Origin of the sequence: uncultured Roseibium sp., assembly GCF_947494555.1 — a bacterium.
Lineage (GTDB): Bacteria > Pseudomonadota > Alphaproteobacteria > Rhizobiales > Stappiaceae > Roseibium.
This window is the reverse complement of sequence record NZ_CANLVF010000004.1, coordinates 239,083-265,378: the sequence shown is the minus strand read 5'-3', so window position 1 is coordinate 265,378 and position 26,296 is coordinate 239,083. Positions and strand designations below refer to the sequence as shown.

At 56.8% G+C, this 26,296-nt stretch carries 23 protein-coding genes; 10 read left to right on the top strand and 13 right to left on the bottom strand.

Annotated elements, in window-relative coordinates:
- Window positions 1-2: 2 nt before the first annotated feature.
- The 6 genes from Q0915_RS20195 to htpX form a co-directional block, all read right to left on the bottom strand.
- The gene (locus Q0915_RS20195) at window positions 3-2,114 is read right to left on the bottom strand and encodes a methyl-accepting chemotaxis protein (protein WP_299477864.1); all 2,112 of its coding nucleotides are present in this window, start codon (window positions 2,112-2,114) and stop codon (window positions 3-5) included.
- Window positions 2,115-2,295: 181 nt separating this feature from the next.
- A complete protein-coding gene (gene purH / locus Q0915_RS20190; protein WP_299477862.1) occupies window positions 2,296-3,912 on the bottom strand; it encodes a bifunctional phosphoribosylaminoimidazolecarboxamide formyltransferase/IMP cyclohydrolase in 1,617 nt (538 codons plus the stop codon).
- A 621-nt stretch (window positions 3,913-4,533) separates the two neighbouring features.
- Entirely contained in the window at window positions 4,534-5,199 is a 666-nt protein-coding gene (locus Q0915_RS20185) for a VPLPA-CTERM sorting domain-containing protein (protein WP_299477860.1), read from the bottom strand.
- Between the two features lie 319 nt (window positions 5,200-5,518).
- Complete coding sequence (locus tag Q0915_RS20180) at window positions 5,519-7,276, bottom strand: heparinase II/III family protein (RefSeq protein ID WP_366525304.1); 1,758 nt, start codon at window positions 7,274-7,276, stop codon at window positions 5,519-5,521.
- Between the two features lie 147 nt (window positions 7,277-7,423).
- Complete coding sequence (locus Q0915_RS20175) at window positions 7,424-8,800, bottom strand: transcription antitermination factor NusB (RefSeq protein ID WP_299477858.1); 1,377 nt, start codon at window positions 8,798-8,800, stop codon at window positions 7,424-7,426.
- 140 nt (window positions 8,801-8,940) lie between these two features.
- Complete coding sequence (gene htpX / locus Q0915_RS20170) at window positions 8,941-9,903, bottom strand: zinc metalloprotease HtpX (protein ID WP_299477856.1); 963 nt, start codon at window positions 9,901-9,903, stop codon at window positions 8,941-8,943.
- A 368-nt stretch (window positions 9,904-10,271) separates the two neighbouring features.
- On the opposite strand from htpX, the gene Q0915_RS20165 reads away from it, so the two are divergent.
- The 3 genes from Q0915_RS20165 (at window position 10,272) to Q0915_RS20155 (ending at window position 12,501) form a co-directional block, all read left to right on the top strand.
- Entirely contained in the window at window positions 10,272-11,522 is a 1,251-nt protein-coding gene (locus Q0915_RS20165; protein WP_299477854.1) for a glycosyltransferase family 87 protein, read from the top strand.
- A 179-nt stretch (window positions 11,523-11,701) separates the two neighbouring features.
- Window positions 11,702-11,965 (top strand): DUF1674 domain-containing protein, encoded by a 264-nt coding sequence (locus Q0915_RS20160; protein ID WP_299477852.1) that lies wholly within the window; start codon window positions 11,702-11,704, stop codon window positions 11,963-11,965.
- A gap of 23 nt (window positions 11,966-11,988) precedes the next feature.
- Window positions 11,989-12,501 carry a hypothetical protein gene (locus Q0915_RS20155; protein WP_299477850.1) on the top strand — a complete coding sequence of 171 codons (513 nt, stop codon included), beginning with the start codon at window positions 11,989-11,991 and terminating at the stop codon, window positions 12,499-12,501.
- A gap of 1 nt (window position 12,502) precedes the next feature.
- On the opposite strand, the gene Q0915_RS20150 is transcribed toward Q0915_RS20155, so the two are convergent.
- Window positions 12,503-13,162 (bottom strand): SGNH/GDSL hydrolase family protein, encoded by a 660-nt coding sequence (locus Q0915_RS20150; protein ID WP_299477848.1) that lies wholly within the window; start codon window positions 13,160-13,162, stop codon window positions 12,503-12,505.
- 170 nt (window positions 13,163-13,332) lie between these two features.
- Between Q0915_RS20150 and Q0915_RS20145 the strand changes: the two genes are divergently transcribed.
- The 5 genes from Q0915_RS20145 to Q0915_RS20125 all read left to right on the top strand — a co-directional run bounded on the left by Q0915_RS20145 (window position 13,333) and on the right by Q0915_RS20125 (window position 20,135).
- Window positions 13,333-14,556, top strand: coding sequence for an aminotransferase class I/II-fold pyridoxal phosphate-dependent enzyme (locus tag Q0915_RS20145; RefSeq protein ID WP_299477846.1), 1,224 nt, complete (start codon window positions 13,333-13,335; stop codon window positions 14,554-14,556).
- Window positions 14,553-17,327, top strand: a complete 2,775-nt coding sequence (locus Q0915_RS20140) for a DNA translocase FtsK (RefSeq protein WP_299477843.1) — start codon at window positions 14,553-14,555, stop codon at window positions 17,325-17,327. The genes Q0915_RS20145 and Q0915_RS20140 overlap by 4 nt, the downstream gene beginning before the upstream one ends.
- Before the next feature lie 84 nt (window positions 17,328-17,411).
- A complete protein-coding gene (locus Q0915_RS20135; RefSeq protein ID WP_299477840.1) occupies window positions 17,412-18,065 on the top strand; it encodes an outer membrane lipoprotein carrier protein LolA in 654 nt (217 codons plus the stop codon).
- 14 nt (window positions 18,066-18,079) lie between these two features.
- A complete protein-coding gene (locus Q0915_RS20130; RefSeq protein WP_299477837.1) occupies window positions 18,080-19,051 on the top strand; it encodes an ATP-grasp domain-containing protein in 972 nt (323 codons plus the stop codon).
- A 310-nt stretch (window positions 19,052-19,361) separates the two neighbouring features.
- Window positions 19,362-20,135: a sulfotransferase gene (locus Q0915_RS20125; protein ID WP_299477834.1), complete on the top strand. Its 774-nt coding sequence runs from the start codon at window positions 19,362-19,364 to the stop codon at window positions 20,133-20,135.
- A gap of 79 nt (window positions 20,136-20,214) precedes the next feature.
- On the opposite strand, the gene Q0915_RS20120 is transcribed toward Q0915_RS20125, so the two are convergent.
- From Q0915_RS20120 to Q0915_RS20110, 3 genes are all read right to left on the bottom strand, one after another.
- Entirely contained in the window at window positions 20,215-20,418 is a 204-nt protein-coding gene (locus Q0915_RS20120; RefSeq protein WP_299477831.1) for a DUF1737 domain-containing protein, read from the bottom strand.
- A 12-nt stretch (window positions 20,419-20,430) separates the two neighbouring features.
- On the bottom strand, window positions 20,431-21,315 hold the full coding sequence (locus Q0915_RS20115; RefSeq protein WP_299477828.1) for a CoA ester lyase: 885 nt from the start codon (window positions 21,313-21,315) through the stop codon (window positions 20,431-20,433).
- 98 nt (window positions 21,316-21,413) lie between these two features.
- Window positions 21,414-22,313 (bottom strand): DMT family transporter, encoded by a 900-nt coding sequence (locus tag Q0915_RS20110; protein WP_299477825.1) that lies wholly within the window; start codon window positions 22,311-22,313, stop codon window positions 21,414-21,416.
- 164 nt (window positions 22,314-22,477) lie between these two features.
- Here Q0915_RS20110 and Q0915_RS20105 point away from each other — a divergent pair, with 164 nt between their 5' ends.
- Window positions 22,478-22,939: a GNAT family N-acetyltransferase gene (locus tag Q0915_RS20105; protein WP_299477822.1), complete on the top strand. Its 462-nt coding sequence runs from the start codon at window positions 22,478-22,480 to the stop codon at window positions 22,937-22,939.
- 54 nt (window positions 22,940-22,993) lie between these two features.
- Here the strand turns inward: Q0915_RS20105 and Q0915_RS20100 are convergent, their stop codons facing one another.
- The gene (locus Q0915_RS20100) at window positions 22,994-24,043 is read right to left on the bottom strand and encodes a DUF2125 domain-containing protein (protein ID WP_299477819.1); all 1,050 of its coding nucleotides are present in this window, start codon (window positions 24,041-24,043) and stop codon (window positions 22,994-22,996) included.
- A gap of 112 nt (window positions 24,044-24,155) precedes the next feature.
- Here Q0915_RS20100 and Q0915_RS20095 point away from each other — a divergent pair, with 112 nt between their 5' ends.
- Entirely contained in the window at window positions 24,156-24,677 is a 522-nt protein-coding gene (locus Q0915_RS20095; protein ID WP_299477816.1) for a gamma-glutamylcyclotransferase, read from the top strand.
- Between the two features lie 15 nt (window positions 24,678-24,692).
- On the opposite strand, the gene Q0915_RS20090 is transcribed toward Q0915_RS20095, so the two are convergent.
- Entirely contained in the window at window positions 24,693-25,469 is a 777-nt protein-coding gene (locus tag Q0915_RS20090) for a 1-acyl-sn-glycerol-3-phosphate acyltransferase (protein WP_299477813.1), read from the bottom strand.
- A 58-nt stretch (window positions 25,470-25,527) separates the two neighbouring features.
- The gene (locus tag Q0915_RS20085; protein WP_299477810.1) at window positions 25,528-26,100 is read right to left on the bottom strand and encodes a YdcF family protein; all 573 of its coding nucleotides are present in this window, start codon (window positions 26,098-26,100) and stop codon (window positions 25,528-25,530) included.
- Between the last annotated feature and the right edge of the window lie 196 nt (window positions 26,101-26,296).

Below are 26,296 nucleotides of genomic sequence, written 5' to 3'. Positions count from 1 at the left end.
GGTCAGGCGACCTGGCGTACATTGTCCAGAAAACCGACGACTTCCTGCTTCAGCCGGTCGGCCTCCGATTGCAGAACATTTGCCGAAGCGCTGACCTGACGGGCCGCATTGCCGGTATCGTCTGCCGACGCAGCGACCTTCACAATATTCTGCGCCACTTCCTGGGTTCCGTTGGATGCTTCCTGAATGTTGCGGGCGATCTCGTCGGTCGCAAGGCCCTGCTGCTCGACCGAAGACTGAATGCTCGAGGAGATTTCGTTCATCTTCTCGATGGTTTCCGAGATTCCCCGGATGGCTTCCACGGACCCGGCGGTTTCTGTCTGCACCGACTGGATCTGCGTCGAGATTTCCTCGGTTGCCTTGGCCGTCTGGTTCGCAAGCTCCTTCACTTCGGCGGCAACGACAGCAAATCCCTTGCCGGCTTCGCCGGCACGCGCCGCCTCGATTGTGGCATTGAGCGCCAGAAGGTTTGTCTGCTCGGCAATATCAGTGATCAGCTTCAGCACTTCACTGATCCGGTTGGCGGCCTCCATAAGGCCTTCGATCTTGCTGTTGGTCGATTGTGCCTGCTCGACCGCATGGGAAGCAATTTCGGAAGACTGTGACATCTGACGCGAAATTTCACCGACCGACGCCATCAACTCTTCAGCTGCCGAGGCGACGGTTTCCACGTTGGACGAAGCCTCTTCGGAAGCAGCGGCAACGGTCGTGCTCTTTTCGCTGGTGTCGTCAGCACCGGCCGTCAGTGTCACGGAAGCTGCGTTCAGATCCTGGACCTGCGTCATGACGGTTTCGGTCAGCTCGGAAATCTGGCGATCGAAATCCTGCGACAGGTCGCTGATCCGCTCGGCCCGCGCCAACTGCTGCCGCTGGGTTTCTTCCTGCTCCACAGCCAGCGCTTCCGCCTGACGGGCTTTCTCGCGAAAGACCTCCAGCGCCTTGCTGATCTGGCCGATCTCGTCTTCGCGGTCCGTATCTTCGATTTTTTCGTCATAGCGCCGGTCAATCAGCGCCTGGATGCTTCCAACGGCCCGCTCGAGCGGCCGGCGGACGATGCTGTTGCCGACAAAGTAGGTTGACAGGGCAACGACAATCAGCAGGACGACACCGACCCCGATGATCATGGTCAGGATCTGGCTGGATGCGGCATGCAAGGTTTCAAGCGGAACGCTGACCACAACCGCAAGCTTGGCATCCGTCCCTCCAATTGTGACAGGCGAAACGACCCGGTAGACATCGGCACCAAGCGAGTTGGAATAGCCTGTATATGTGTAGCGAGTACCGTTTTGAACCGCATTCAGAACGTCTGCCTTGACGGCGAGATCAGCGTCAGAGCGTCCTTCTTCCCAGCTCTTGCCAAGGATTGCCGGATCGGCATGTGCGATCCAGGTGCCCTTTTGCGACAGCAGCTGAACCGAACCCGTTTTCAATGGTCTTTGCTGGCCAAGCACTTCGGACAACGGCGTCAGCAAGATATCGCCGCCAGCAACACCGATCACCTTCGACCCGTCACGGATCGGAACGCTAAAGGAAACCCCGGTCACGGTCTTGCCGTCCGCTTCCCAGCTGTAGGGCTCGGTCATGTAATCCCGTTTGCTAACATAAGCCCCGTTGAACCAGAGCTCGCCTTCATCGCTCAGATCACCGACATCGATTTCTTCGATTGGCCGGTAGGCGAGACTGCCGTCCGCTTTGCGGAAGAAGTAAGGCTGCCATTCGCCGCCGGTCGCCCATTTCTCGTTACCGACGAATTCCTTGTCTTTGCCATCAAGCTGGTCTTCCACGACAACGCCCCAGGCCCCGGAGAGATCCTTGTTGTCCCTGGCAAGAGTTTCGACAACCGAATTCCACGCCTCCCGATCGACCGCGCCTGCCGCTTTCAGGCCGCCGAGTGCGCTGGCGAGCGACTGTGCCGACTTGAGACCCTTTTCAAGCCCGCGTTGAACGAACTGCACTTGTTCACGTGCAACCGTTTCCGCTTCTTCGCGCGCGAGTTCGCCCGTAATGCGCGAAGCCTGCCATCCGATGGCACTGATGCCGATTGCCAGCGCAACCGTCAGCGTGACTGCGCTCGCACCAATGAGCTTTGTGGTGACCTTAGCTTTCTTAAACACCGGGTAATCTCCGCGATCAGCAAGAATTCGACCGACTCGCTGGCCGAATGCAATTGAGCGCAACTTACCCGCAGGACGTTAACAAGCTCTTTTGTGCAACGCGATATTTCGTCGCCCGTCATCGTCAGAAATTACAGCGTTTTCAGCTTGTTAGGCAGCTCAGTGTGAACGACTCCCGTCATTAATGCCTAAAGTGACGCATGCCTGTGAGCACCATGGCAAGACCCGCTTCATCGGCGGCGGCGATGACGTCATCATCGCGCATAGAACCACCTGGCTGGATGACGGCAGTCGCGCCTGCTTCGGCTGCAGACAGCAATCCGTCCGCAAATGGAAAGAAGGCATCGGAGGCAACAACGCAGCCCTTTGTCAGAGGTTCGCTCAAACCGGCAGCTTCCGTCGCGTCCAGCGCCTTCCTGGCGGAGATCCGGGCCGAATCCACACGGCTCATCTGACCGGCACCAATGCCAACGGTTGCACCGTCTTTGGCATAGACAATAGCGTTCGATTTCACATGCTTTGCCACCCGGAACGCGAACTTCAGGTCTGCAAGTTCCTGTTCGCTTGGTGCGCGTTTGGTAACGACCTTCAGGTCCAGGTCATCAACAACGCCATTGTCCCTGGACTGGACAAGAAGACCGCCGGCCACCGACTTGACGAAGAGGCCGTCCGCGCGGGCATCCGCCAACCCACCCGTGACGAGAAGCCGCAGGTTTTTCTTCGATGCAATGATTTCGCGCGCCGCGTCGTCCGCATCCGGGGCAATGATCACTTCGGTAAACGTCTTGACGATTTCTTCCGCCGCGGCGCTGTCCAGTATCCCGTTCAAGGCGACGATACCGCCAAAAGCGGAGACCGGATCGCAGCGCAATGCCTTTTCATAAGCTTCCTTCAGGCTGGTGCCTTCGCCGACACCGCAAGGATTTGCATGCTTGATGATGGCGACTGCGTGCGTGCGCCCAGGATCAAATTCACTGACGAGTTCAAACGCGGCGTCCGTGTCGTTGATATTGTTGTAGGAGAGTGTTTTTCCCTGCAGCTGGCGGGCTGTGGCAACACCGGGCCGGTTTTCGCCGGTCGTGTAAAATCCGGCAGTCTGGTGCGGATTTTCACCATAGCGCATGACTTCAGCCAGTTCGCCGCCGACCGCCCGGTGCGCTGGTGTTGCTTCTTCGAGCTGGGCTGCCATCCAGTTGGAAACGGCAGCGTCATAGGCAGCCGTGCGGGCAAAGGCCTTCAGGGCGAGCCGTTTACGCAACGCGATCGGCGATTGGCCGTCATTCGCATCAAGCTCGGAGATCACTGTGTCATAGTCTGCCGGATCGGTCACGACCGTTACATAGGCATGGTTCTTGGCCGCAGCACGGGTCATGGCCGGCCCGCCAATGTCGATATTTTCAATACCTGTTGCGTAGTCGGCTCCGGAGGCCACCACATCTTCAAACGGATAAAGATTGCCGCAGAAGAGGTCTATGCCGGCAATTCCGTGCGCCTTCATTGCCGCCTGGTGGTCCTGATCATCGCGGATCGACAAAAGTCCTCCGTGCACCTTTGGATGTAGCGTCTTCACACGGCCATCCATGATCTCGGGAAACCCGGTTACTTCCGGGATATCAAGCACACTCAGCCCCGCGTCTTTCAAGGCCTTGTAGGACCCCCCTGTCGACACAAGCTCGACACCGCGTTCAGAAAGCGCTTTTGCAAACGCTACGAGGCCGGTCTTGTCAAAAACGGAAAGAAGTGCGCGTTTGACAGGTACCAGCTCGGGAACGGGAACGGCTTTGGACACAATGGCCATGAATTTGCCTCGCAAATGGGAACGATCAGGGAGCTCGACGTCGCCCTAACACGTCTTACGGCAATTCGGAAGGTTCTTGAGATGGGCGTGACGCAGGCTAGGCCGAGTACTCATAAAATTGGATATCTGCCTCCAGTGGGTCACCGGACACTTGCGAGACGACAGGTGATTTCTGAGTTAGGGACTTTGCCGTGATCTTCTTTGAACTGCGTCGGTGCAATATTCACGTGCGAAGGCGACACGCCTTTGGCTGCAACACGGCGCAAATCAACGAAACGGTCGTTCGCGCGTAGCAATTTGGTCCGAGCCGAGATCGTCCCTTTGCAAGGCAAGGCTGGACGCGTGGGTTCTCGGGCAAAACTGAAGTTTGTTTTCTGGCTTGCGTTTCCGCGGTATTTTTTGCGCTTGCAGCTCCCAGATGGCCGAAACACATGCGAGTTGTCTGTGCGATAATCGAAAGCGGCACAAATACTTCAAAAGGGGCCTGAATTTTCCCTACGTAGAGGTCAGATCAACAAAACCAAAACGAGGCCCCCCCGATTGAAGCCACTCGAATCGCCGCTTAAGGTGACCCCTGACCTTTACCGGGCCAGGGGTCGCGGTGTGCTAATGGGGCTGGCTTTAGGCGCGTCTCTTGCGGCTTAGTCCAAAAACGCCCGCCAGACCGGTAATCAGTAGCCAAGCTGAAGCAGGTAACGGCACCGGCGTCGCCGCGCTCATATCAGTGGTGAAAGAAATATCATCCAAAGCGTAATCGTTTCCGCCAAAAGCCGTACTGTTTTCAATCAATTGAATGGCTATGTTGCCTGAAGTACTTGCCGTCCAACTCCCACTAAATTGCTCCCATACACCAGTGACACCCTGTGTGGTGTTGGCCGATCCAACGTTTACGCCGTTTGCGACAAGGTCAAGCAAGCTGTTTCCGCTGGTGAAGGCGTTGGCGATCCAGATCGAAAACTCATAAGTCTGGCCAGCAGTAACCCCCACTGTTTGTTCCCAGGCCACCGTTCCAACGGACGTAGAACCGTTGATGATCATCATATTGCCGGAGCCGCTCGTCTTGTCTCCAAAGCTGCTGAAGTTACCATTGAATGCTTTCGGATCAGTGCCAACCGTGTATTGGCCCGCAGGAGAATTCGATGTGACAAATGTGTGTTCTGAATTGAAGCCAATGTTGCCGGCTTCGAAATATCCATTTGAAACCAAATCAATAGTGGCCGCATGCGCAGAAGCAATGAACAACAGATTAGCTGCAATAATTGCAGATATTTTTACAACCTTTCTCATATCTTCCCTCATAATTTTTGTACAAACACTGCTTTTTTAAGTGCTGCTAGACTAGTGAAGAAATTTCTGACAATCCCGACAACGTGCCCTCGATTTCCGCCAAATTGCGCCACACCATTCTAATGGTCGTGTTTCAGGACGCGATTTCTTGAGCGTTGCCAGCGGGCCGCTGCAAGTCTTCACATTGCGGTGTCGGTATGACAGGGAGCGCTATGACATCAGTATCGCGTCAGCGGAGGGGGTCCCCAAGCGACGGATACCCGTATCCGCTTTGATGCCGCTACACGGGAAAACTGGCGTGTCAGGGAGTTGGGACGCCCTAGTCTTCGAGGGGCAATTCACCAAAATCGTCGAATTCGCTGGTCCCGCGGCGGCTCAATTTGGCGGTGGCCGTCTTGCGGAATTGCCATCCGACCGACGGAGCTTCCTGAAGCGAACCCATGACCACGATCTGGTCGGTTTTCCGGTGCCCGAATACGTCCGACAGGTAGATACTTTCTTCAAGCGACAATTCGCATCCCGGCGCTTCAAATTCCCACGCCTCGCCGTCACGGCAGACGAGCAGGACCGCAGAACCGCCCCGCAGCATGGATGTCCGCAGGCCAGGATGCAGATGGAAACGAAGCGCGTAGCGGTGCTCGGGGTCGATAGGTCCAACGGCCCGCAACGTGTCGATGCCGTCGAGCACCGTTCCATCGCCGGACAGGCGCAAGTCACGCTCATGGACAACACTGAATTCTGCCGCATACCCGTCATGGGACGCTGTGATACGGCTGCCTGCCTGATCGTCCTCGCGCTCCAGATCGACCACCGATGGCCCTGACAGGATCGGCGTACCGAGCAGCCGCCCAAAGGGTTTTTCGGAGAGAAAGCGGCAAGACGACGTATCCTCGACCGTCGCCGTCGAATGTGCCGCGGTTGATCGGCTTACTTTGCGCCAGATCGGATTGGACTTGGTCGACACACCACAATTGACAACGATCCGGTTTGTTCCGGACGAAAATTCGAAGGACAGGCATCCGGCATGCGCATCACCGGAAACGCCAAGGGCGGGGACGGGCCCGGCATCAATCAAGACCACGGAATTGGACCCGCTAAGTCTCTGATAACCGGAATGCGGCGCATTCAGGGGCGGTGCACCGCGGGCGTCATCATAGGCCAGGATAGTTGCGACCAGATCGCTTGGAGTGGATCCCATACCGTTGAAATGGGCGAGCGCGCCGTCGCCATGGCGAAAGAAGCGCAGCATTGGCATCATGCGGTCGACGGACTGCAGCATGGCCGGTGGCATTTCCAGTCCTTGTGCCACAAAGGCCTGACGGACAGGCAAGAGATCAGCCAGAATATCGATCAGAGCTCTTGGATTGCGGGAAATATGGCCACCGTCTGGAAGAATTTGTCGGGTCAGTTCATGCTCAAGCCGGCGAATGCTCTGGCGCGCAAATCGGCCCTGGCCAGCCATGGAAATGCAGGCGGAAGCGACGGCAAGCGATGCACGCAGCCGCACGACACCGTCTTCGGTTTCATTGATGGTTTGTCTAAGATAACGGACTTGCCGCGCGAGTGATTTGACGAAATTCCGATAGAACTCGTGATCGCCGTCTTGAAGGATGAAGGGCGAATGGGCGAGCCAAGCCAAAATGCGCTTTGTCACGACCGGCGCTTCCCAGCCGATCGGATGCCGTCGGCCGCAATATTTCATCCAGTCTTCGACCAGCACACGGGCGTTCTGGCGCGCGATCTGGCTGTCTGATGCGCGCAAGTCCCGCAACCAGCCAAAGCTGTGCAGTTCGCGCTGCCAATCCTCGTGAACGGCGTTCAGCTCAAACGGCGAACGGCCCTGCGTTTCCACCAGGTGTCCGGAAAAAAGAAACCGTCCTCCATAGATATCAGCCGCATTGGTTTCGTCGGCTGTCCGCAGGTCCTGCGGCGCGATCAACAGACGCGCAGGCACAGCAGAAAACGGCTGCAGGCGGAAGAAAGGTCCGCCATGCATCCATTTCAGGGTACGGTGCCAGATATGCAGGGCCACAAGACGCCAGACTCGGCTTCTTTCATTGAGGCTTGCTATATTCACCAAACCATCCCCGACGCTGATGGCCTACGCGCAACTATAGTGAATTCTCCGGTTTTAGAGCTGCTTAGCCCTCTTCAATTCTGAAACAGACCATTAAGGTTAGCATTTCATTTATAGAAACATTGCAAATGAACAGTTTATGTCACGTTAAGACCGCCTGAATCGGGCGGCAAAGAACCCGTCCATGCCGAGGGTTAGAGGATCCGACGCGGCCCTGTGGTTCGGCAGGCACCGCAAATACCCTTCCGTTGAAATGACGTCGTCAAGTTCTCCGATCTCACTTGCCTGAACCGGTTCCAGCTCGACAGTGCCGGTATTACGCTCCAAAAAGGCACTTGCCTGATGTTCTCCTTCGGCGGCCTCGAGCGAACACGTGCAATAGACAAGCAAACCACCCGGCTTGACCCACGCCAACACCCTGTCGAGCAATTCTCGCTGGATTTCAGCCAATTTTTCAATGTCGTATGGTTTCTTGATCCAGGCAACATCTGGATGACGCCGGATTGTGCCGGTCGCGCTGCACGGAGCGTCGAGCAACAGTGCGTCGAACGGTTCTTCCGGTTCAAATGCGCGAAGGTCAGACACAACGGTCCGGACCTGAAGATCGAGCCTGACCATGTTCTCTTTCAGACGAACAAGACGGCCCTTCGAAATGTCGATGGCCGTCACCTCGGCGCCCGCAGCTGCAAGCTGGGCGGTCTTGCCGCCGGGAGCAGCACATAGATCAGCCACCTGGAGGCCGCGCACCTCGCCCAGAAGCCGGGCCGGCAGCGCTGCCGCTGCGTCCTGGACCCACCATTTCCCATCATCATATCCGGCAAGCGTGTCGACCGCTCCTTTGTTCTTGAGCCTGACACTGCCCGCGCCTACGACCTGACCTCCAAGAGTATTCGCCCAGCCTTCCGCATCCGATTTGACGGTCAGATCGAGCGCAGCTTCGCTCTGATGTGCACGCGCAATGGCCCGGGCTGTGTCTTCGCCATAGGCAGTTTGCCAGCTTTCCCAGAGCCAATCGGGAGTATTCAGCACCTCGGCGTCAAGGTCGGAAACAAGGTCTTCCTTTTCCCTGCCAAGGCGGCGAAGAACACCGTTCACAAGTCCCTTGTAGGGCCGAACCCTGCGGTCCAGGCCCGCATGATCGACTGCCAGCGAAACCGCAGCCCGGTCCGGAATTTCCAGGAAAAGCATCTGCGCAATGGCAATATGCAGGATGTCCAGAACCCTGCCGGTCTTTTCGGGGATCGGACGGTCCAGCAGTCGGTCAACGATTTCCGAGATTTCGCCGCGATGCCTCAGCGAGGCTCCGACAATCGCCCGAACGAGCGACCGGTCATTGCCGGCAAGTGAGCGGAACCCCGAATGCCCCGAGGCAATATCTGTTTCTCCGTCGAGCGGCCTCTTTTTGTGAACGACATTTCCAAGGATATCAGCCGCGACCTTGCGGGCGGCAAACCCGGGCTTTTCCGCTTGTTCAGCTTCATTTTTGCCGGGCGATCCGGACGTCTTGGCTGCACGACTTTTCAAAGACTGTTCCTGTTCGGCGCTGCTTTCCAGCAGCAAAAACCAAGCGCCGCGAACCGGATATCCGGCTGCGGCGCGTTTCCCTCCTTTTAAGGCCAACCATTCGCGCAGAAAAGCGGTTTCTTTCTGCGCAGGAGTGTCTGTCAGCCCCAAGGACCTTTGGGAGCGTCCCGCCTGGTCGACCCTGGCCGCGAGCCCATTCCCGCCCATGGACCGGACTGCGGCGCAGAACCGGCATCGCCAAACGATGCAGATCCGCCCGTTCCAAGACCGCTGCTTGAGAGCTTCTGCAGCTCGTTGATCCTGTTCTGCGTGTTCGGATGTGTCGAGAAAAGATTGTCCATGCGCTCGCCGGACAGCGGGTTCATGATGAACATGTGCGCCGTCGCAGGGTTTGCTTCAGCATCGGGATTGTGAATGCGCTCGACACCGCCGGCGATCTTGCCGAGGGCGGAGGCTAGCCACATAGGCTCGCCGCAGATCTGCGCGCCCATCCTGTCGGCTGCATATTCCCGGGTCCTTGAAATCGCCATCTGAACGACCATTGCCGCCATCGGTGCCACGATCATCATCAACAGCATGCCGACAATACCAAGCGGATTGTTCCGGTTCCCGCCGAAAAAGAACGCGAAGTTGGCCAGCATTGAAATGGCACCGGCGATCGTCGCCGTGATCGTCATGATCAGGGTGTCATGGTTCTTCACATGCGCCAGTTCGTGCGCCATAACGCCGGCAACCTCTTCCGGTGTCAGCATATTCAAGAGACCGGTCGTGGCAGCGACCGCCGCGTTCTCGGGGTTACGCCCGGTGGCAAAGGCATTCGGCTGCGGATTGTTGATGATGTACACCTTGGGCATCGGCAGGTCCGCGTTTCGCGCCAGCCGCTGCACCATGCGGTAAAAATCAGGCATGGATCGCTCATCCACTTCCTGTGCATGATGCATGCGCAGGACCATCTTGTCCGCATTCCAATAGCTGAACACATTCATTGCGGCTGCGATGGCCAAGGCAATCATCATGCCCGCCTGTCCGCCGATCATGAAGCCGATTCCCATAAAGAGGGCGGTCATTGCCGCCAGCAGCATTGCCGTACGAATGTAGTTCATTAGTGCCTGTGTCCGTTTCCTGTCCTTTTGTCACCGGCGCGCATTGGCGCCGATCAAGTCAAAATCCTGACTGAAGATGGGTATTGAAGCCAGGCTTGGCAAGTTGCGCAACAAGAGCCTTACAAAGACGTAATCCATGGAGACACGCAGGTTCCGTGACTGATTTCCTTGTCACAAAGGCACAACGCTTATTGCGACGAGATCGGGGTGGCAAAAGTCCATTGGGCACGGCCGGACGTTTCGTCTGATTTTTTCAATCAACTTTCAATTGCACAACCTTAAGTTTAACTCATTTTTTAGATTTCTGCGCAACTTAAGGTTTTTGCGCCGTTTGTATTCTCCTGATTTTTTACAAAGGAATTTTTGCCTTGTCTTCTGCTCGCAGCCTGTTGCCGTTCTGGCACTCGAAAACCGTCAAAAACACACTCGGCGGGCCCGCGTTTTTGTGGCTGTTGATCATATCGGCGCTTGGTACGCTGCAAGCCTTGTGGACTGTCAGGTCCGCCGTTTTTGACTTTCCGCGAACCCTGAAGGATGCACGCGTCGAGGACCTCTCAGCGTTTCATCGGGCCTCTGAGATGTCCAATGCCGGATCAGCGGCGGACGTCTACGATCCGGAGTTGTTCCGGGACGGGTTGTCGGAACGGCTATCAGACCTGATTTTCTTAAATCCGCCGCATGCCCTCCCACTCTTTCATGTTTTTTCCTGGATGGATTTCGCCACGCTGAAAATCATCGTATTGGGAATGACTCTGATAGCGCTCTTCGCGATTCCACGGCTTGCGGGGTTTAATCTGGCCGTGTCCGCGCTGTTTGCAGCCTCCGTTGGAACGGTTCAGATCCTTCTACGGCTAAATCTTTCTATCTTTATAATAACATTGATTGTTTTTGCTCTTGTTCACGCAAAGCAACGCCCCATTCTGGCCGGCTTGTCGCTCGCCGTCGCGACAATTAAGCCGCAATACGGGCTTCTTGTTCCTTTCTTTTTGGTCAGCATTGGCGCTTGGCGATGCATCGGTTGGGCAACACTCGGCACGTTGGTGCTGACGGGCCTCTCACTTGCCCTTTACGGACCAAATGTTTTGCTGAGCTATATGTCGTCCTTCACAACGCCCCTTTATCAGGCCTACGCACTCACGGCCCTGGAATGGGACACCTCGCTCCGGTCTTTTTTGGGCAGGATGCATGTCGATATGGGTTTGAGAGCGGCGCTCGTCTTTGCAGCAATCATACTGGGCGTGATCTGCACACTCCGCCTGCCTTCCCGCTTGCCTTATGAGTTGCGTATCGGGTTTGTTTTGCTGCTCAGCACCATCGTTGCACCGTCCTTTCTGTACTACAGCTGGCCCCTGTTTGCCGCGGGCGTACTTTTCGTTGCCAGGTCGCTGCCTGACTGGCCAATGGAGTTGCAGTTTTTGGTGGGCATTACCTGGATGCAACCTTTTGTCTATGTGTTGCTCCTGTCGATCTTACCTTCAACCCTGGGGACCCATGCGACCTTGGTATTTTTGCTGGTAGCCGCGGTTCCAGCCGGTTTCTTCCTGCTTGTCAGATACAGGCAACCACGGCACACCCAATTGCCGCTCGCGGCACCTGAAGCCGCGCACAGTCGGGCATAACCGAATCGGACGGAATGTAAACTGCGCGGGGCTGCCCGCCGCGGCCGAATATTCACGGCTGTGAGCCCAATCGAGCAATACCGATACTGGAATTCGCCCACTGCCAAATCCGGCAATCATGCCTTATATAAGATAATCAGGACGACATAACCGAAACATGCAGCCAGCCAATAGCTAACATGACGCACGACCAGAAAGAACCGACCGAGAGCTACAGCCAGAGTGAAGCTCCTTCGCTGAAGACAGAAACCGCTGTGGAGCCGAAGAAACGTTTCGAGGACCTCCCACCTGCCGCCCAGCGCGCTCTTCTAGAGGCCGACGAGCGCCGGAAACAGATCGACGCGAAACAAGATGCCATGCCGGATGAGATCAACGGCCGCGGCGGACTGGAACCGACCCGGTACGATGATTGGGAGATCAAGGGCCTGACGGTCGACTTTTGAGGGCCTGCCCCTAGCTCATGCGCATGCATCTCGCCCGGATTCTCCGAAAGTGGGACGGTAAGGATACCGCGCCGCTGGAGCATGCCTACTCAAGCTTTGCGACAGAACCGGACTTCACCATTCACCTGGTTGAGCTCTGCGAGATTGAGGAGTGTGAGCGCGGCGCAACGTGGCTTTTGAAGCATTACGTGGCAAAATCCAGAAGCGGGCTTCCGGAACAGTTAGCAGCGAGACACGCAGCCTTCGCGCCGAAGCTAACCGACTGGGAAGCCCGACTGCACTTTCTTCAGTATTTCGAGCATTTGCAAATCCCGGAACATCTGGAAGACCCCCTCAGGCAGATGATCGACAGCGGACTGACATCTGAAAACAAGTTCTTGCGTGCCTGGTCCCACTACGCGTTGGCCGTATTTGCCCTGCGGTTCCCGGGTCACAGATCCCGTGCGATTGAAACGCTGGAACGGTCTGGCGCATACGAGACGGCTGGCTCGGTAAAAGTGCGCATTCGAAAGGCATTGGAAAAACTCAAGGTCTAAATCAGATGCCGGCCAGCCCTCGGACCTCATTTGCAATGACTTTGGCCAGATTTGCCTGTGGCGCTGCCTCGAAATGTATGGCATCGACCGGGCTCGCATTCATGTGCTTCCCGACATCCAGAAAAGCGGTGCCGTATTGCTCCGCAAGGCGCGCATAAACCTCTGCGAGACGCCGTGACTGGGCGCCCCCGTGCGCATTGGAATAAAGACCTTCATATTCGAGACCGGTGAAGTCGCCCAGTGGCGGCGGTGCCATCAGAAGGACCTTTGGCGCGCGGCCTTCCACGTCGTCCGTTGCCTGCGTCGCCGCAAACAGGATCCTGCCCATCGCCAGCCCGATCGCATCGGCACTCATGTTGAACCGGTCCTGAAGATCGTTCGAACCGAGCATGATGATCAGGATATCGATCGGCATATGCGTCTTGCGCACCGTGGCAAGATGCGCCAAGCCGTTTTTGTCGCCCCGTGTCGGGTCCTCAAAGACGGTGGTGCGGCCGTTGACGCCTTCTTCGATGATATGAAACGATGGTCCAAGTTCGTGCTGCAGCCTGCGGGTCCAGCGGACTTCATGACTGTATCTGGACTTGTCCAGGGGATTGAACCCCCAGGTAAGGGAATCACCGAAACAAACGACGGATACCGGGTCTTTGTGTGCGGTCATGAAAATCCTTTTTGACCAATGAGCGCTCTTGAAAAAGACCATAAAAAAGAAGCGCGGCACAGGCAATTGCGTTGATTGGAACCTCAGTTCTCGTCCTTGGTTAATCAGAGATTTACCAAGAGGGCGATAGGGTCTGGTCAAAGTAATGCGTAATGATCGCCGGAAATTACATGACTGCCAGCCTTCAAGCCTACACGCGCGGCGCTGTTTTGCCGAGCTCCAATCCATTTCAGCGTCTTGCCGAGCTTTTGGACGGCGAGTCACCCGGTCTCGATCCGATTATCATGACAATCGGCGAGCCCCAGCATGCAATTCCGGAGTTTACGGCGAGCGTTCTTGCTGAAAACATTGGTGATTTCCGCCGGTATCCGCCCATAAAGGGGTCTCAGGACTTCCGGAATGCCGTAGCAGGCTGGCTCGATCGCAGATACTCGCTTGGCGGCATGATCGATCCGGAAGACGGCGTGCTGCCCCTGAACGGCTCGCGCGAAGGTCTGTCATTCGGTGCAATCGCAGCCCGGGATCAGCTGGACAAGGGATTGGATCATCCGGTCGTCGTTTTGCCGAACCCGTTTTACCAGACATACGCGGCCGCAGCGCATGTCGCCGACGCCCGCGCGGTGCTGCTGGATGCGGTGCCGGGGAACAACTTCCTGCCTCATCTCGACAGTCTGGATTCCGATCTCCTGGATGAAACCGTTGCGTTTTACGTCGCTTCGCCAACGAACCCGGAGGGTTATCCGGCCAGTCTGGAATATTGGCAGCAGCTGATCGGCCTTGCACGCAAGCATCGCTTTTTTATCTTTGCCGATGAATGCTACTCGGAAATTTACCGCAACACACCGCCGCCTGGCATTCTCGAGGCCGCAAAGGCCATGGGAACGGGTTTTGAGAACATCATCGTCCTGAATTCGCTGTCGAAACGTTCCAACCTGGCGGGCCTGAGATGCGGCTTTGCCGCCGGTGATTCGGATTTTCTGCGAAGATGGGCAAAGTTCCGCGGCCTCGCCGCGCCTCAAGTCTCGCTTCCGGCGCAGGCAGTCGCCGTCCGTGCCTATCAGGACGAGGCACACGTTGCGGAGAACCGGCGTCTCTACAATGAAAAATTTGAGGTTGCTGAACGGCTTCTTGCTCCTCAAATGGGTCCAGTCACCCCGGAGGGTGGATTTTTCCTCTGGCTTGATGTCGGAAAATGGGCTGACGGGGTCACGGTCACAAAACGCCTCTGGCGCGACATTGGCGTGAAGGTCGTACCAGGAGGATTTCTGGCTTCCGATCAGTCGGACGGCAGCAATCCGGGACGCAATTTCATCCGTGTGGGACTGACAGCGCCTTTGCAGCAGACGGAAGCCGCTTTGGAGCGCATGGCAAACTGGCTGGGAGAACAGGCATGAGAAGGGCAAGCGCAGTGCGCAGCAATGGCCGAAGATCCGCCGTTGATCTGCTGGACACCGAAAGCCCGATCAAACGTTTCCTGCGCCGCAACCTCGTGGGCGCCTGCGGGCTCGGCATCATTGCGGCTGCCGCGATGCTTGCGGCGTCGCTTGCAACATGGTCGGTCAACGACCCGAGCTTTAACCACGCAACCGATGGCACCGTGCGCAATGCGCTCGGAGCTCCGGGCGCGATCATCGCAGACATACTTATGCAGACGATCGGTCTTGCGACCGCTGTTTTTCTGATCCCGCTCGTACTTTGGGGCTGGCGGCTCCTGGCCGGACACGCTCTCGGTATCGGCAAGAAACGTCTCTTTTTCTGGCTGGTCGGATCCAGTCTTGCCGCCGGCGCCCTGGCGGCTCTGCCTGTGCCGGACAGCTGGCCGCTGCCAACCGGACTGGGTGGATTTTTCGGCGACACCGTTCACCAGGTTCCCGCGGTCATCACCGCCAATATGACAAGTGGAGCCGCGACCATCGTGGGCGGACTTGGTCTTGGCGTACCGGCGATTTTCTTCCTGTTGTCCGCTGCCGGTTGGCTTGGAGCAAAGGATCGGATCGACGACGAACCGGCAACAGAGCGCGGCAAACCGGCGCGCGCCGCCAAGGGACATGGCAGGTCGATTGAAGAAGAACTCGGTCTGGAAGACGAAGAGAGCGAGTCCAGACTGTCGGTCTTCTTCAGCGCATTTGTGGGTCAGATCGAACACTTGCGATTGCAGGGCACGGCTCAGTTGCGCCGGATGACCGGGTTGAAACGCGCGCGAACCGCCCCTGAAGAAGATGATGACTGGGACGATGACGACACGGATGACCCGGTTGAATACGAAACCGGCAGGCGAGGCAGCCGTCTTTCGGCCTTCCGCCGCGCGATTGCCGGCAAACTTATGCCGCGGGACGACGACGGGCTTGATGAATTCTACGATCGCGGAAGTCACTCAGAGGACGAGGATCCGGACGGACTATATGCCGACGAACCTTATGAAGACGACGGAGAGAGCTTCGAACCCGACGAACTCCTGATCGAAAAGGGACCGGTTTCGGGTCAACACGCAATGCCCGTCGGAATTGCCGCACCCGGACAGATGCCCGCACCGGCCGAACAACCCACACCGCAGGCGGGCAGGGTTATTCCGCCGGCGCCGCGGCCGAAACAGAGCAAACGCGCCATCGAGGAAGCCCAGCCATCCTTCCTGGGCGCGCCGGAAGAATACGAGCTGCCACCATTGCGCCTGCTTGCCGAACCAAAGGCCGGCGGCAAAGTGCCCGGACTTTCCGCCGACGCGCTGGAGCAAAACGCCCGTATCCTGGAAGGTGTTCTTGAAGACTTCGGTGTCCGTGGTGAGATCATCGAGGTGCGACCGGGCCCGGTGGTCACGCTCTACGAACTGGAACCTGCGCCCGGGATCAAATCGTCCCGCGTCATCGGCCTTGCAGATGACATAGCGCGATCGATGTCGGCGATTTCCGCGCGTGTTGCCGTTATTCCCGGCAAGAACGCCATCGGTATCGAATTGCCAAATGCACGGCGTGAAACCGTGTTTCTCCGTGAATTGATCGCAGCTCAGGATTTCGAGAAGTCCAAGGCCAAGCTTCCCCTGGCACTTGGCAAGACCATCAATGGCGAAAGCGTCGTTGCAGACCTTGCCCGCATGCCGCACCTGCTCGTTGCCGGTACGACCGGTTCGGGTAAATCGGTTTCGATCAACACCATGATCCTGTCCCTGCTGTACCGGCTGACACCGGAGCAGTGCAAACTGATCATGATCGACCCGAAAATGCTCGAACTTTCCATCTATGACGGCATTCCGCATCTTCTCACGCCCGTCGTGACGGATCCCAAGAAAGCGGTTGTTGCGCTTAAGTGGACGGTCCGCGAAATGGAGGACCGCTACAAGAAGATGTCCAAGATGGGTGTGCGGAACATCGACGGTTACAACACCCGGATAAAGCAGGCGCTCGAAAAGGGCGAAAGCTTCACCCGTACTGTTCAGACCGGATTCGACCGCGACACTGGACAGCCAATTTACGAGGACGAGGAGCTGCCGCTCGAGGCAATGCCTTACATCGTCGTGATCGTCGACGAGATGGCTGACCTCATGATGGTTGCCGGAAAGGATATCGAGGGAGCCATCCAGCGCCTGGCACAGATGGCCCGTGCGGCCGGTATCCATCTGATCATGGCGACGCAGCGTCCGTCCGTGGATGTTATCACCGGCACGATCAAGGCGAATTTCCCGACGCGTATCTCTTTCCAGGTCACGTCGAAAATCGACAGCCGCACGATCCTTGGCGAGATGGGGGCCGAACAGCTTCTCGGCATGGGCGACATGCTGTTCATGGCAGGTGGCGGCCGCATCCAGCGTGTCCACGGCCCGTTCGTTGCCGACGACGAGGTGGAAGACATCGTCAAGCACCTCAAGGTCCAGGGCACGCCGCAGTATCTGGAAGCCGTCACGGAAGAGGAAGACGAAACGGAAAGTCCCTATGACGCAGGTGGCGGTCTCGCCGGCGGCGGTGAAGGCAACGAGCTCTACGACAAGGCCGTCGCAATCGTCCTGCGCGACAAGAAGGCATCGACGTCCTATGTCCAGCGCCGCTTGTCGATCGGCTACAACCGGGCAGCCTCGCTCATAGAACGCATGGAGCAGGAAGGGCTCATCAGTTCGGCGAACCATGCCGGAAAGCGGGAAATTCTCGTGCAAAACGGCGTTGAAGAAGAGTTTTAAGTCCCGATTGCCAAAGCTTTGCCACACACGCTCCATAGCTACGCTATACTATTTGCGGCAAATAACGATTTAGGACATTGCATCATGCTGAAACGCTTTGCTCTTCGCCTCGCCCGACACATTGGCGGTCCGCTCCTGTCCGCGGGCCTGATTCTGACCTTGCTGCTTCCGGCACAGGCGCTGACGGACCAGGAGCAGAAGACGCTTCAGCAACTGAGCACCTATTTCAACTCCGTGAAAACCATGCACGGCGATTTCATCCAGTTCGGACCGGACGGCAGTCAGTCCGACGGGAAGTTCTACATGGCCCGCCCCGGCAAGGTGCGGTTTTATTATAACAAGCCGTCGGTGCTTGATATCGTCGCCGATGGCAAATCTGTCTCCGTACGCGATCGCAAGCTAAACACACAGGACATTTGGCCGCTTGGACAGACGCCTTTGCGCTTTCTTTTGTCCGACGCGATTGATCTTGAGAAAGACACCAACGTCACCAACGTCCTTGTCGAGAAGGATCTGATCACAGTCACGATTTTGGACAAGACCAAGTTCAACTCCGGAACGCTGACGCTCATTTTCGACACCGACAACTTTTCCTTGAAGCAATGGACTGTCACCGATCAGCAGGGCTACGACACGTCTGTCGCGGTCTATAACGTCGTGTCCAACGCACCGACCAATCCGGATCTATTCAAGATCGACTATCTGGCGAACGCCAATCAGCGCAAGGGCCGGAATTGACCGGGTTGGAGCCGTTGGACACAATCAGCTCCACTGATCGGACAATCGTTTTTGAACTGCTCGAAGACTACTGCGCCAAGCATGGCCTCAATCTGACAGCCGGCGATGCGCATGGCCACGCGGGTCTGATTGAAGACAAAACCGGCAGGCGCTGGTTATTCAAGGGAACGCGGTTCGACCTCAACGCGCTCGGTTGTGCCGAGATTTGTAACGACAAGTCCTACACCGCCCGTTTTCTGCACGCCGCTGGCATCGCCGTACCGGCAAGCCATCTTGTCATCTGTTCCGACATCCGCGACGGCAGGAGGCCACCCGACGCCGTTCTCGATTTTGCTGAAGAGCAAGGGTTTCCACTGTTCGTCAAGCCGAATACCGGACAGGAAGGCCGCGACGTCATGCGTGCCGACACCTACCACACGCTCCAGAACGCGCTGCACATCCTGGCAAAGCGTCATGACCGGCTGCTCGTTCAGGAAGAAATCCGGGGCAGGGACCTGCGCATCATCGTTCTTGACGGAGACGTCCTTTGCGCCATCGAAAGAAAGGCTCCTGAGGTCACGGGTGACGGCGAAAGCAGTCTTGCCGAGTTGGTCGATTCCCACAGCCGCATAGACCCTGCGGACGGGCGGATCGATTTCGAATTGTCTCTACAGGGATTGATGCTGGAAAGCGTTCCTGTGGCCGGTCAGAGGGTTTCGCTACTGCCTGTTTCCAATCTGTCTTCCGGCGGATCGGCGAAGATCGTCACGAGCGAAATTTCACCTGAAATTCATAAACTGGCGCGCCTGTCGGCAAAAACGCTCGGCCTGCGATATGCCGGCGTTGACCTGATTGTTCCAGATGAGCGCCGCCCTGATACGGCTGGTATCGTACTGGAAGTGAATGCAGCGCCCGGATTGAACAACCTCTACAGGCGGGGACCAGAGGAGACGGAGACCGTTAAGCAGATTTATGCTGCTGTATTCGACGCGATGCTGAAGAAATAATCCAATTTTCAAACTAATATAAATATATTTTTGACTTATGTTATCAATACTTTGTATGCATTCACTGTTTAGAAGAAAAAATCTCTCTCTAATCTTTGTAATTGTTCCTTTCATCAAAAAACAGCCACTATTGATGGTTCTTTTTTCAGCTGCCGTCGATCGTAATCACGAACCAACGGACGCCATGAAGCCGGCTTCTTGCAGGTGAAATTCGGTGAACTGGCCAAGAACGATCGCGCGCAAGGTTGGGGTCAGGTGCAGGACCAACAGGTATGTTCCGGGTCATGCGCCCATTCAGGAGGTCAAAGCGATGTCGAATGTAGTGCCATTACGGGAGGACAGTTTTCAACTGCACAGACAGTATCCTTCGCTGTATTTTCCAAAGGACGGCTATGTCTTTGTGGTGGCGTTTGGAAGGTCAGGCTCGACCTTGACGCAGCATTTGCTGAACTCGCTCCCGGGTTACTTCGTGCGGGGCGAAAACTGTAATGCGCTCGTTCATTTGTCGCGGTCGATAACGGCAATCCGGGGAGAAGGGAACTTTCAGCAGCGCCAGGAGCCGCAGCGATCCATCATCTCCAGCGAGCGTCCCTATTTCGGCAAGATGGTGGGCACATCACTCGATCCCTGGTACGGCATGGAAGATGTCGATGTCGACGAATATGCCTTGAGCCTCTTCGATACATTTGTCTCCAAGGTTCTTTGCCCGAAGGGCGACGCCCGTGTTCTCGGCTTCAAGGAAATCCGATACCACAACGATCCGAGGTACTTTTCGAAGTTCCTGGACACGATCCTCACCTATTTCCCGAAGAGCCGGTTCATATTTCAAAACCGGACTTTCGAAAACGTCGTCAAGTCCTCGTTCTGGAAAAAGCAGGACCAATCCGACGTCAGACGGAAATGGGAAAATTTCGAGGACCTTACAAAGTCTTACGCGGCGAACAACAAGGACGTCTGTTACCAGCTTCGTTACGAAGACTACCTTGAAGGTGCGGAGAAACTTGAGCCTTTGTTCAAGTTTCTCAAGGAACCCTTCGAGGCTGCCGAAGTCGCGAAATTGCTCGAAACGAAGCTGAAACACTAGCAGCCGGGACACCAGCAGTTCCGCCAACAGACTGTGACCCGGATCTGTCCGGGTCGCAGAACTTCATTTCAAATACCGCTCAATAGTCGCCGAGCTTCATGTCCCGGGAATACTCCCCGTCCACTTCCTTGGTGACGGCCTGACCACAGATAGTTGCGCCCCGCGTTGCGTCATAGGTAAGCGTCGGCGATCCGGAAAGCTCCCATCCCTTGTTGAGCGCTTGGGTAACCCGGTGACAGAATTCGCTATCGTCTACGCCGGTAATGAACCTGTAAAGCTTCATCGTCTGGTCCTGTTATGCACGTGCGGCAATGGCGTCGGCGATCATGATCACCCGTTTGCCCATGTCGGCATGTAGCCGTTCCACCATCTTTCCGTCTACCTGAATGGCACCCTTGTTCGCATTTTCCGGAAGATCAAATGCGTCGTTGATCTTGCGTGCCCAGGCGACGTCATCCACGGAAGGACTGAATGCGGCGTGACACGGCGCAAGTTGTTTGGGATGTATCAGTGTTTTGCCGTCCATGCCCATATCCGCCCCTTGCGCGCATTCGGACGCAAATCCTTCCTCGTCCTGGAATGCATTGTAGACCCCGTCCAGGATGTCGATGCCGCCGGCGCGCGCCGCCGCGACGCATGTCATCAGCCAGGGCATCATCGCCGCCCGTCCGGGTGTCAGACGTGCGCGCGTTTCCTTGGCAAGGTCGTTCGTTCCCATGACAAAACAGGAAAGCCTGATTTCGGGATCCTTGCCGCATGCGCCGATCGCCGCAGCGTTCAACATGGCTTCAGGTGTTTCCATCATTGCCCAGAGTTGAAGTTTGCTGGGCGCGTTGTGCAGAGACAGCATATGGGCCACACGCTGCAGATCCGACGGCGCATTGACCTTCGGCACCAGTATCGCATCTGCCGTGGACTTCACGGCCATCTGAAGGTCTGTTTCGCCCCACGGGGTATCAAGGCCGTTGATCCGGATGACGATTTCACGTTCGCCATAACCACCGGCGGCAACCGCATCGCCAATTTGCGTCCGTGCCAGATCTTTGGCGTCCGGCGCGACGGCATCTTCAAGATCCAGAAGCAGGCAGTCCACATCCAGGCTTTTGGCCTTTTCCAGGGCCCGGGCATTGGAACCCGGCATGTAGAGAGCGGAACGGCGCGGTCTGATCGGTATCGTCATCGGGTCATCCTAAGGAACAGCAAAACGGAACGACCTCTACCCTAGTGGTTTGCGGGGCCGGGAGAAATTCACCGAAGGGGGAATGTGTCTCATGGTCCTCATTTCGGCATGCGCCTTTTGCGCGCGCTCGCGAATATCATGTCTTTTGCCGCGACAACAGCGCCAAGAGTGATGGCAATGCAGGCAAAACCTACGGAAAGTGTCAGGCTGCCGAACCCAAAGGCAATCAGCAGAAGCGTTGAAAGCAGCGGTGCAGAGTAAGCCGCCGCCCCCAACACCTGGATGTCGCCACGCTTGATGCCGATGTCCCATGTAAAAAATGCGAGGCCGACCGGAAAGAGCGCGAGGGCAACGACTGAAGCCCACTCCAGCGCACTGGCCGGCAGCACGGTTTCTTCAAGGGCCAAATGGCAAATCGCCGACAGAAAGGCTGTCGTCAGACAAAACCCTGCAACCGCCTCGCTCGGCACGGCGCCAAGCTTTCGTGAAAGAACCGAATAGCTTGACCAGAAAAGGGAAGAGGCAACAGCTGCCGCGTAACCGATTGCAAATGCGCCGGAAAACTGAACTTCCCCGCCACCGCCCACCAGAAGCGCGGCACCGGCAAGGCCCAGGATTGTCCCGATAACATGGTGTATCCGCAACCGTTCACCGGGCAAAAGTGCTGAAAAAAGCACAATCAGAAGCGGCCAGGTATAGTTGATGAGGTTTGCTTCCACCGGCGGCGCGTTCCGTATCGCGGTGAAATAGAAGAAATGAAACCCGAACAATCCGGCTGTACCGAAAGCCCATACTTTCAGCGGCTGCCGCAGCAACACGAGTTTTCCCGACAACGCCAGCCAGACAAGCGCGAGGCTCCCTGAAAGCCCGAAGCAGAGCGCATTCAAAAGAAAGGGAGGCACCTTTCCGGACCCTGCCCCAAAGAGCCCAAGCGTTGCCCACATCAGAACCGCGCTCAATCCAATTGCGGTCGCGCGGACACGATCTGCTGCCGCCATCAATTCCTGTCCTCAAATGAAACGTTACCCATGTGCGACACGAATCGCGCAATAACCCGTGACTGACAATCGTCCTAGCAGAATTTGATTCAAGTCCTTGATCCCGGCTCCTGTTTCGGGACATGTTGGGGCGACACCTTAGACCTGTGATATCCGGGGATTCCATGACAACTGCGGAAATCAGAGCCCTTGGGCCGGAAGACGCCCATAAGCTCGCGCCACTCATCGCCGAAAACGCCCAAGCGCTCAAGCGCGGCGCGCCAAGACGGCCCGACGAATATTACGCCGAACGAATTCTGGGCGACAAAACCGCCGAAGTTCTGGGAGCGTTCGTTGACGGCGATCTGATCGGATTCGGCGTCTATTTCGACCTGCCCGAATTGATTACCGGGCTCCGGATCGGTCAATTGGACGAGATTTACGTCCACCCGGACCATCGCAATAAGGGGCTTGGGAAAAAGATCATCGACGAACTCGTGAGCGAAGGCCAAAGACGTGGCTGGCTGCATCTGAGATGGATCGTCCCCGGCAAGAATGCACCGGCGGTCGCACTTTATGAAAAAATCGCCGAACCAGACCATCGCAAGAGCTACGTGATCCCGATAGACAGGATTGCCGGCGACTAGCCCGGAAGCCGTCTGAGACAGGCAGCTTCCAGCACGGTTCCTGCTGGAAAGCGATCAGGTTCCTGCCGCATAAAGTGGCGGGACACGGCCCAGTGGAAGAAATCCGACGCGCACGACACCCCGCTCTATGGTTACCGGCAGGGCTATCGACCGTACGCCATTGACCTCGGTTTCCGCGGCCTTCAGGCTTTGGATCACATTCTGGACCAGGGCGTAGCTGTCGCCTTGCGGCGGAAACAGCGGTTTCAAGGCGCTGAGCAATCCGTCGGCATTTCCGATCGTAACATCGAGCCGACCGGAAAGCGTCCCATCTCCATTGACGACCAGATCACCGGCGGCGCCAAGACTGCTTTTGCCGATAACGGTTTCCAGGAGGACCAGTTTGACGGGGAGCTGACCATCGTAGGCCTGTACGAGGCTGGCAAGGTTGGCGCCCGCGAGCAGCGCGGAACCGCCGGAAACCTGCAAATGCCCACGCATGTCGATTTTTTCGCCAAGTTCGGGAATCGATTTCAGCTGCAACGCATCAACGGAGACGAAACTGTCGACCGCATCGGTTTGCTCCGGCGTTGTTCGCAAATGAACTTCTGCCTTGTCCGCGGCGAAGAGACCTTCCGAGGCAGCATTTTCGAAAGCCGCTTCCGGTTTCTGCAAAACGGCGTCGAAGGCACCCAGTGATGTATCTGAAAACTTGATGCTCGCCCGGGCGGTCTCCCATCGCACCTCACCCAGAAGCCCGCTGAGCGGCTCGGCAATTGCCGCCGGTGCCTTGGCTTCCAGTATGATGTGCCAGGGGTTGTAGATCAGTGCGACTGCGTTGAGCGCACCTAGCGATCCGGCTGCGCCCCTACGGTCGCGGGAAACCAGATCCCGGCAATAGACCTCGTAACGGAAGGGATACCCCGCGATCGCCAGATCCGCGCAGGAAACCTCCAGGCCGTTGCGCGCAATCGACTTCATTTGAAGATCGATCTGATCCGCCAGAACGGATCTTCCATAAGCCCACGCGGCTGACCATCCGGCCATGACGAGAATGATGGCGCCAATCAGAACGAGGTACCGGCGACGCGTCGGCTTGGCTGGCTTTTTTTCGGGATCTGACACTGTCTCTATCACTCTTGAATGCGCTCTTTTATCGGGTTGCCCGGCGACCTTCATTGAAACATCAATCAGGTATTGGTATCTCGGCCACCGGCACAATGATAGACAGGACGATATGAGCAATTTTTGGGTGTTTGGCTACGGGTCATTGATGTGGAACCCGGGTTTTGATCATTTGCGCTCCGAACCAGCCCTGCTGCGCGGCGCTCACAGGGCGCTTTGTGTCTATTCCTGGGTACACCGCGGCACCCAGGAGCGGCCGGGCCTTGTCTTCGGTCTCGACAATGGCGGCGCTTGCCGCGGCATGGCCTACCAGGTGGCGGAAGACACCTGGTCGAACACACTCGACTATCTCCGTGCCCGCGAACAGACCACAATGGTCTACAAGGAGCATTGGCACACCATCGAACTCGACAGCGGCGAGAATGTACAGGCGCTGGTCTATATGGTTGATCACGCACATCCTCAATACGCCGGCGCGCTGCCGCTGGAACGACAGCTCGAAATCGTCGATGGAGCCGTCGGCAAATCCGGCGAGAATCCTGAATATGTGATCAATACAGCCGCCCACCTTGAAGAAATGGGCATCGCCGACACCAATCTCGCCTGGCTCGCGCAACAGCTGAAGAACCTTTAAGTCGCTCTCGTCGGTTCAGGCAGGCTGACTTTTCCGTGTCGCATCGACCTGTTTGAGAACCGGCGAGGGATCGGACGCCGTCCTGGCTTCTTCAATCAATTTGTCGCTTGCGCTTTCGATCGTTTGCACCAGCTTTGCGTGAAACGCATCCGGTGTAAGGCCAGTCTCGATAGGCGGCAGGATCTCAACAATCACTGTTCCGGGATATACTTTCCACGATGACCGCGGCCAGTAGAGCCCGGCATTGTGTGCGATGGGCACAACAGGGCATTTCAGATCCCGGTAGAGATGCGCAATACCGTATTTGTATTTCGGCTCGGCCCCGGCGGGGCGGCGCGTACCTTCCGGAAAGATCATGATCTGGCGCCCTTCGGCGATCGCGTCCTTTGCTGCTTCCATCATTGCGGCCAGTGCTTCGGAACGCTTGCCCCGATTGATGGGGATCTGCCGGTATTTCGCCGTGTACCATCCGAAAATCGGAATCCAGCGCAGCTCCCGTTTCAAGATGAAGGTTGGGCTGGAAAACAATGGAATCAACGCAACCGTTTCCCAAGCGGACTGGTGCTTCATCGCGGCAATGTATCCGCCTTTGGGGAGATTTTCCCGGCCACGGATTTCCACCTTGATGCCGGCGACCACGCGCATGAGCCAAATCAATGTACGTGACCAGAAGGGTACGATCGGCCAGCCCCATTTTCGCGGCAGCAACATGACCGGTGAAAACAGGATCATTTCGACCAAGGTGACCGAATAGAACAGGATCTGAAATAGAGTGGAACGCAAAAGAAGCATGGCACCAGAAGAAGAAGTGAGCGGGCAAGGTCACCATACGGCCATGCGGTGATTGCGGTCAGCTCATGGCCTTCACGGTGTTGCGAAGTCTGGCGAGGATATACTTCACATATTCGCGCATGAGAAGACGGATCGTTGTCGGCTCCCGATACCAGGTATCGAGGTTCAGGTCTTTTGCGAATACGGGATAGGCAATGAGGTCGACATCAGGCAACACGTCGGACAACTCGGCCTTCGCCCGCGGGAGGTGGTAAGCACTTGTAACGACGAGGAGCGACGTGAACCCGTTTTTCTGTACCCAATTTGCAGTTTCAGTCGCGTTTCCCGCGGTATTCAACGCAACTCTGTCGAGGTCGACACTCGCTTTTTCCAATGGCATGTCGGATGCCGTGACAGCGGCAAGCTGTTCTCGCGTCGTTCCCGGATGAACGCCGGAAATCAACAATCTGTTGGCATGACCTTCTTCAAGCAGCCGCACGGCTTCATTGACCCGTGCCTGACCGCCGGTCAGCACAACGATTGCGTCTGCATTCGCCGAACGGGGCACTTTTGCGGTTGCAATCTGGTGCGCGAAATAAAGGAATTGTCCCGCGATGCCGGCAAATAGAGCGGCCAGAACTGCTACAAACACAAGCCGTAACCCGAATCGCTTCTTTCGCCTGCCGGATCTGATCTCAGTTTTGTCGTCCTTCGCGGAATGTGCAAGCGCCGACGCCACGCCGCGCCCTGTATGGGCTTGAGCGCTTTTACCCGAAGCAGAGTCTATGACGGTCTCTGAGTTCAACATGTCGCGATTGTGATGTCTGATTCGGCCAATTTCACGGCAT

What these genes read in the sequence shown, in the direction of transcription:
- purH (WP_299477862.1), bottom strand. Translation starts at nt 3,912, where the DNA reads ATGGCCATTGTGTCCAAAGCCGTTCCCGTTCCCGAGCTGGTACCTGTC.
- Q0915_RS20185 (WP_299477860.1), bottom strand. Translation starts at nt 5,199, where the DNA reads ATGAGAAAGGTTGTAAAAATATCTGCAATTATTGCAGCTAATCTGTTG.
- htpX (WP_299477856.1), bottom strand. Translation starts at nt 9,903, where the DNA reads ATGAACTACATTCGTACGGCAATGCTGCTGGCGGCAATGACCGCCCTC.
- Q0915_RS20160 (WP_299477852.1), top strand. Translation starts at nt 11,702, where the DNA reads ATGACGCACGACCAGAAAGAACCGACCGAGAGCTACAGCCAGAGTGAA.
- Q0915_RS20155 (WP_299477850.1), top strand. Translation starts at nt 11,989, where the DNA reads ATGCATCTCGCCCGGATTCTCCGAAAGTGGGACGGTAAGGATACCGCG.
- Q0915_RS20150 (WP_299477848.1), bottom strand. Translation starts at nt 13,162, where the DNA reads ATGACCGCACACAAAGACCCGGTATCCGTCGTTTGTTTCGGTGATTCC.
- Q0915_RS20145 (WP_299477846.1), top strand. Translation starts at nt 13,333, where the DNA reads ATGACTGCCAGCCTTCAAGCCTACACGCGCGGCGCTGTTTTGCCGAGC.
- Q0915_RS20140 (WP_299477843.1), top strand. Translation starts at nt 14,553, where the DNA reads ATGAGAAGGGCAAGCGCAGTGCGCAGCAATGGCCGAAGATCCGCCGTT.
- Q0915_RS20135 (WP_299477840.1), top strand. Translation starts at nt 17,412, where the DNA reads ATGCTGAAACGCTTTGCTCTTCGCCTCGCCCGACACATTGGCGGTCCG.
- Q0915_RS20125 (WP_299477834.1), top strand. Translation starts at nt 19,362, where the DNA reads ATGTCGAATGTAGTGCCATTACGGGAGGACAGTTTTCAACTGCACAGA.
- Q0915_RS20120 (WP_299477831.1), bottom strand. Translation starts at nt 20,418, where the DNA reads ATGAAGCTTTACAGGTTCATTACCGGCGTAGACGATAGCGAATTCTGT.
- Q0915_RS20115 (WP_299477828.1), bottom strand. Translation starts at nt 21,315, where the DNA reads ATGACGATACCGATCAGACCGCGCCGTTCCGCTCTCTACATGCCGGGT.
- Q0915_RS20110 (WP_299477825.1), bottom strand. Translation starts at nt 22,313, where the DNA reads ATGGCGGCAGCAGATCGTGTCCGCGCGACCGCAATTGGATTGAGCGCG.
- Q0915_RS20105 (WP_299477822.1), top strand. Translation starts at nt 22,478, where the DNA reads ATGACAACTGCGGAAATCAGAGCCCTTGGGCCGGAAGACGCCCATAAG.
- Q0915_RS20095 (WP_299477816.1), top strand. Translation starts at nt 24,156, where the DNA reads ATGAGCAATTTTTGGGTGTTTGGCTACGGGTCATTGATGTGGAACCCG.
- Q0915_RS20090 (WP_299477813.1), bottom strand. Translation starts at nt 25,469, where the DNA reads ATGCTTCTTTTGCGTTCCACTCTATTTCAGATCCTGTTCTATTCGGTC.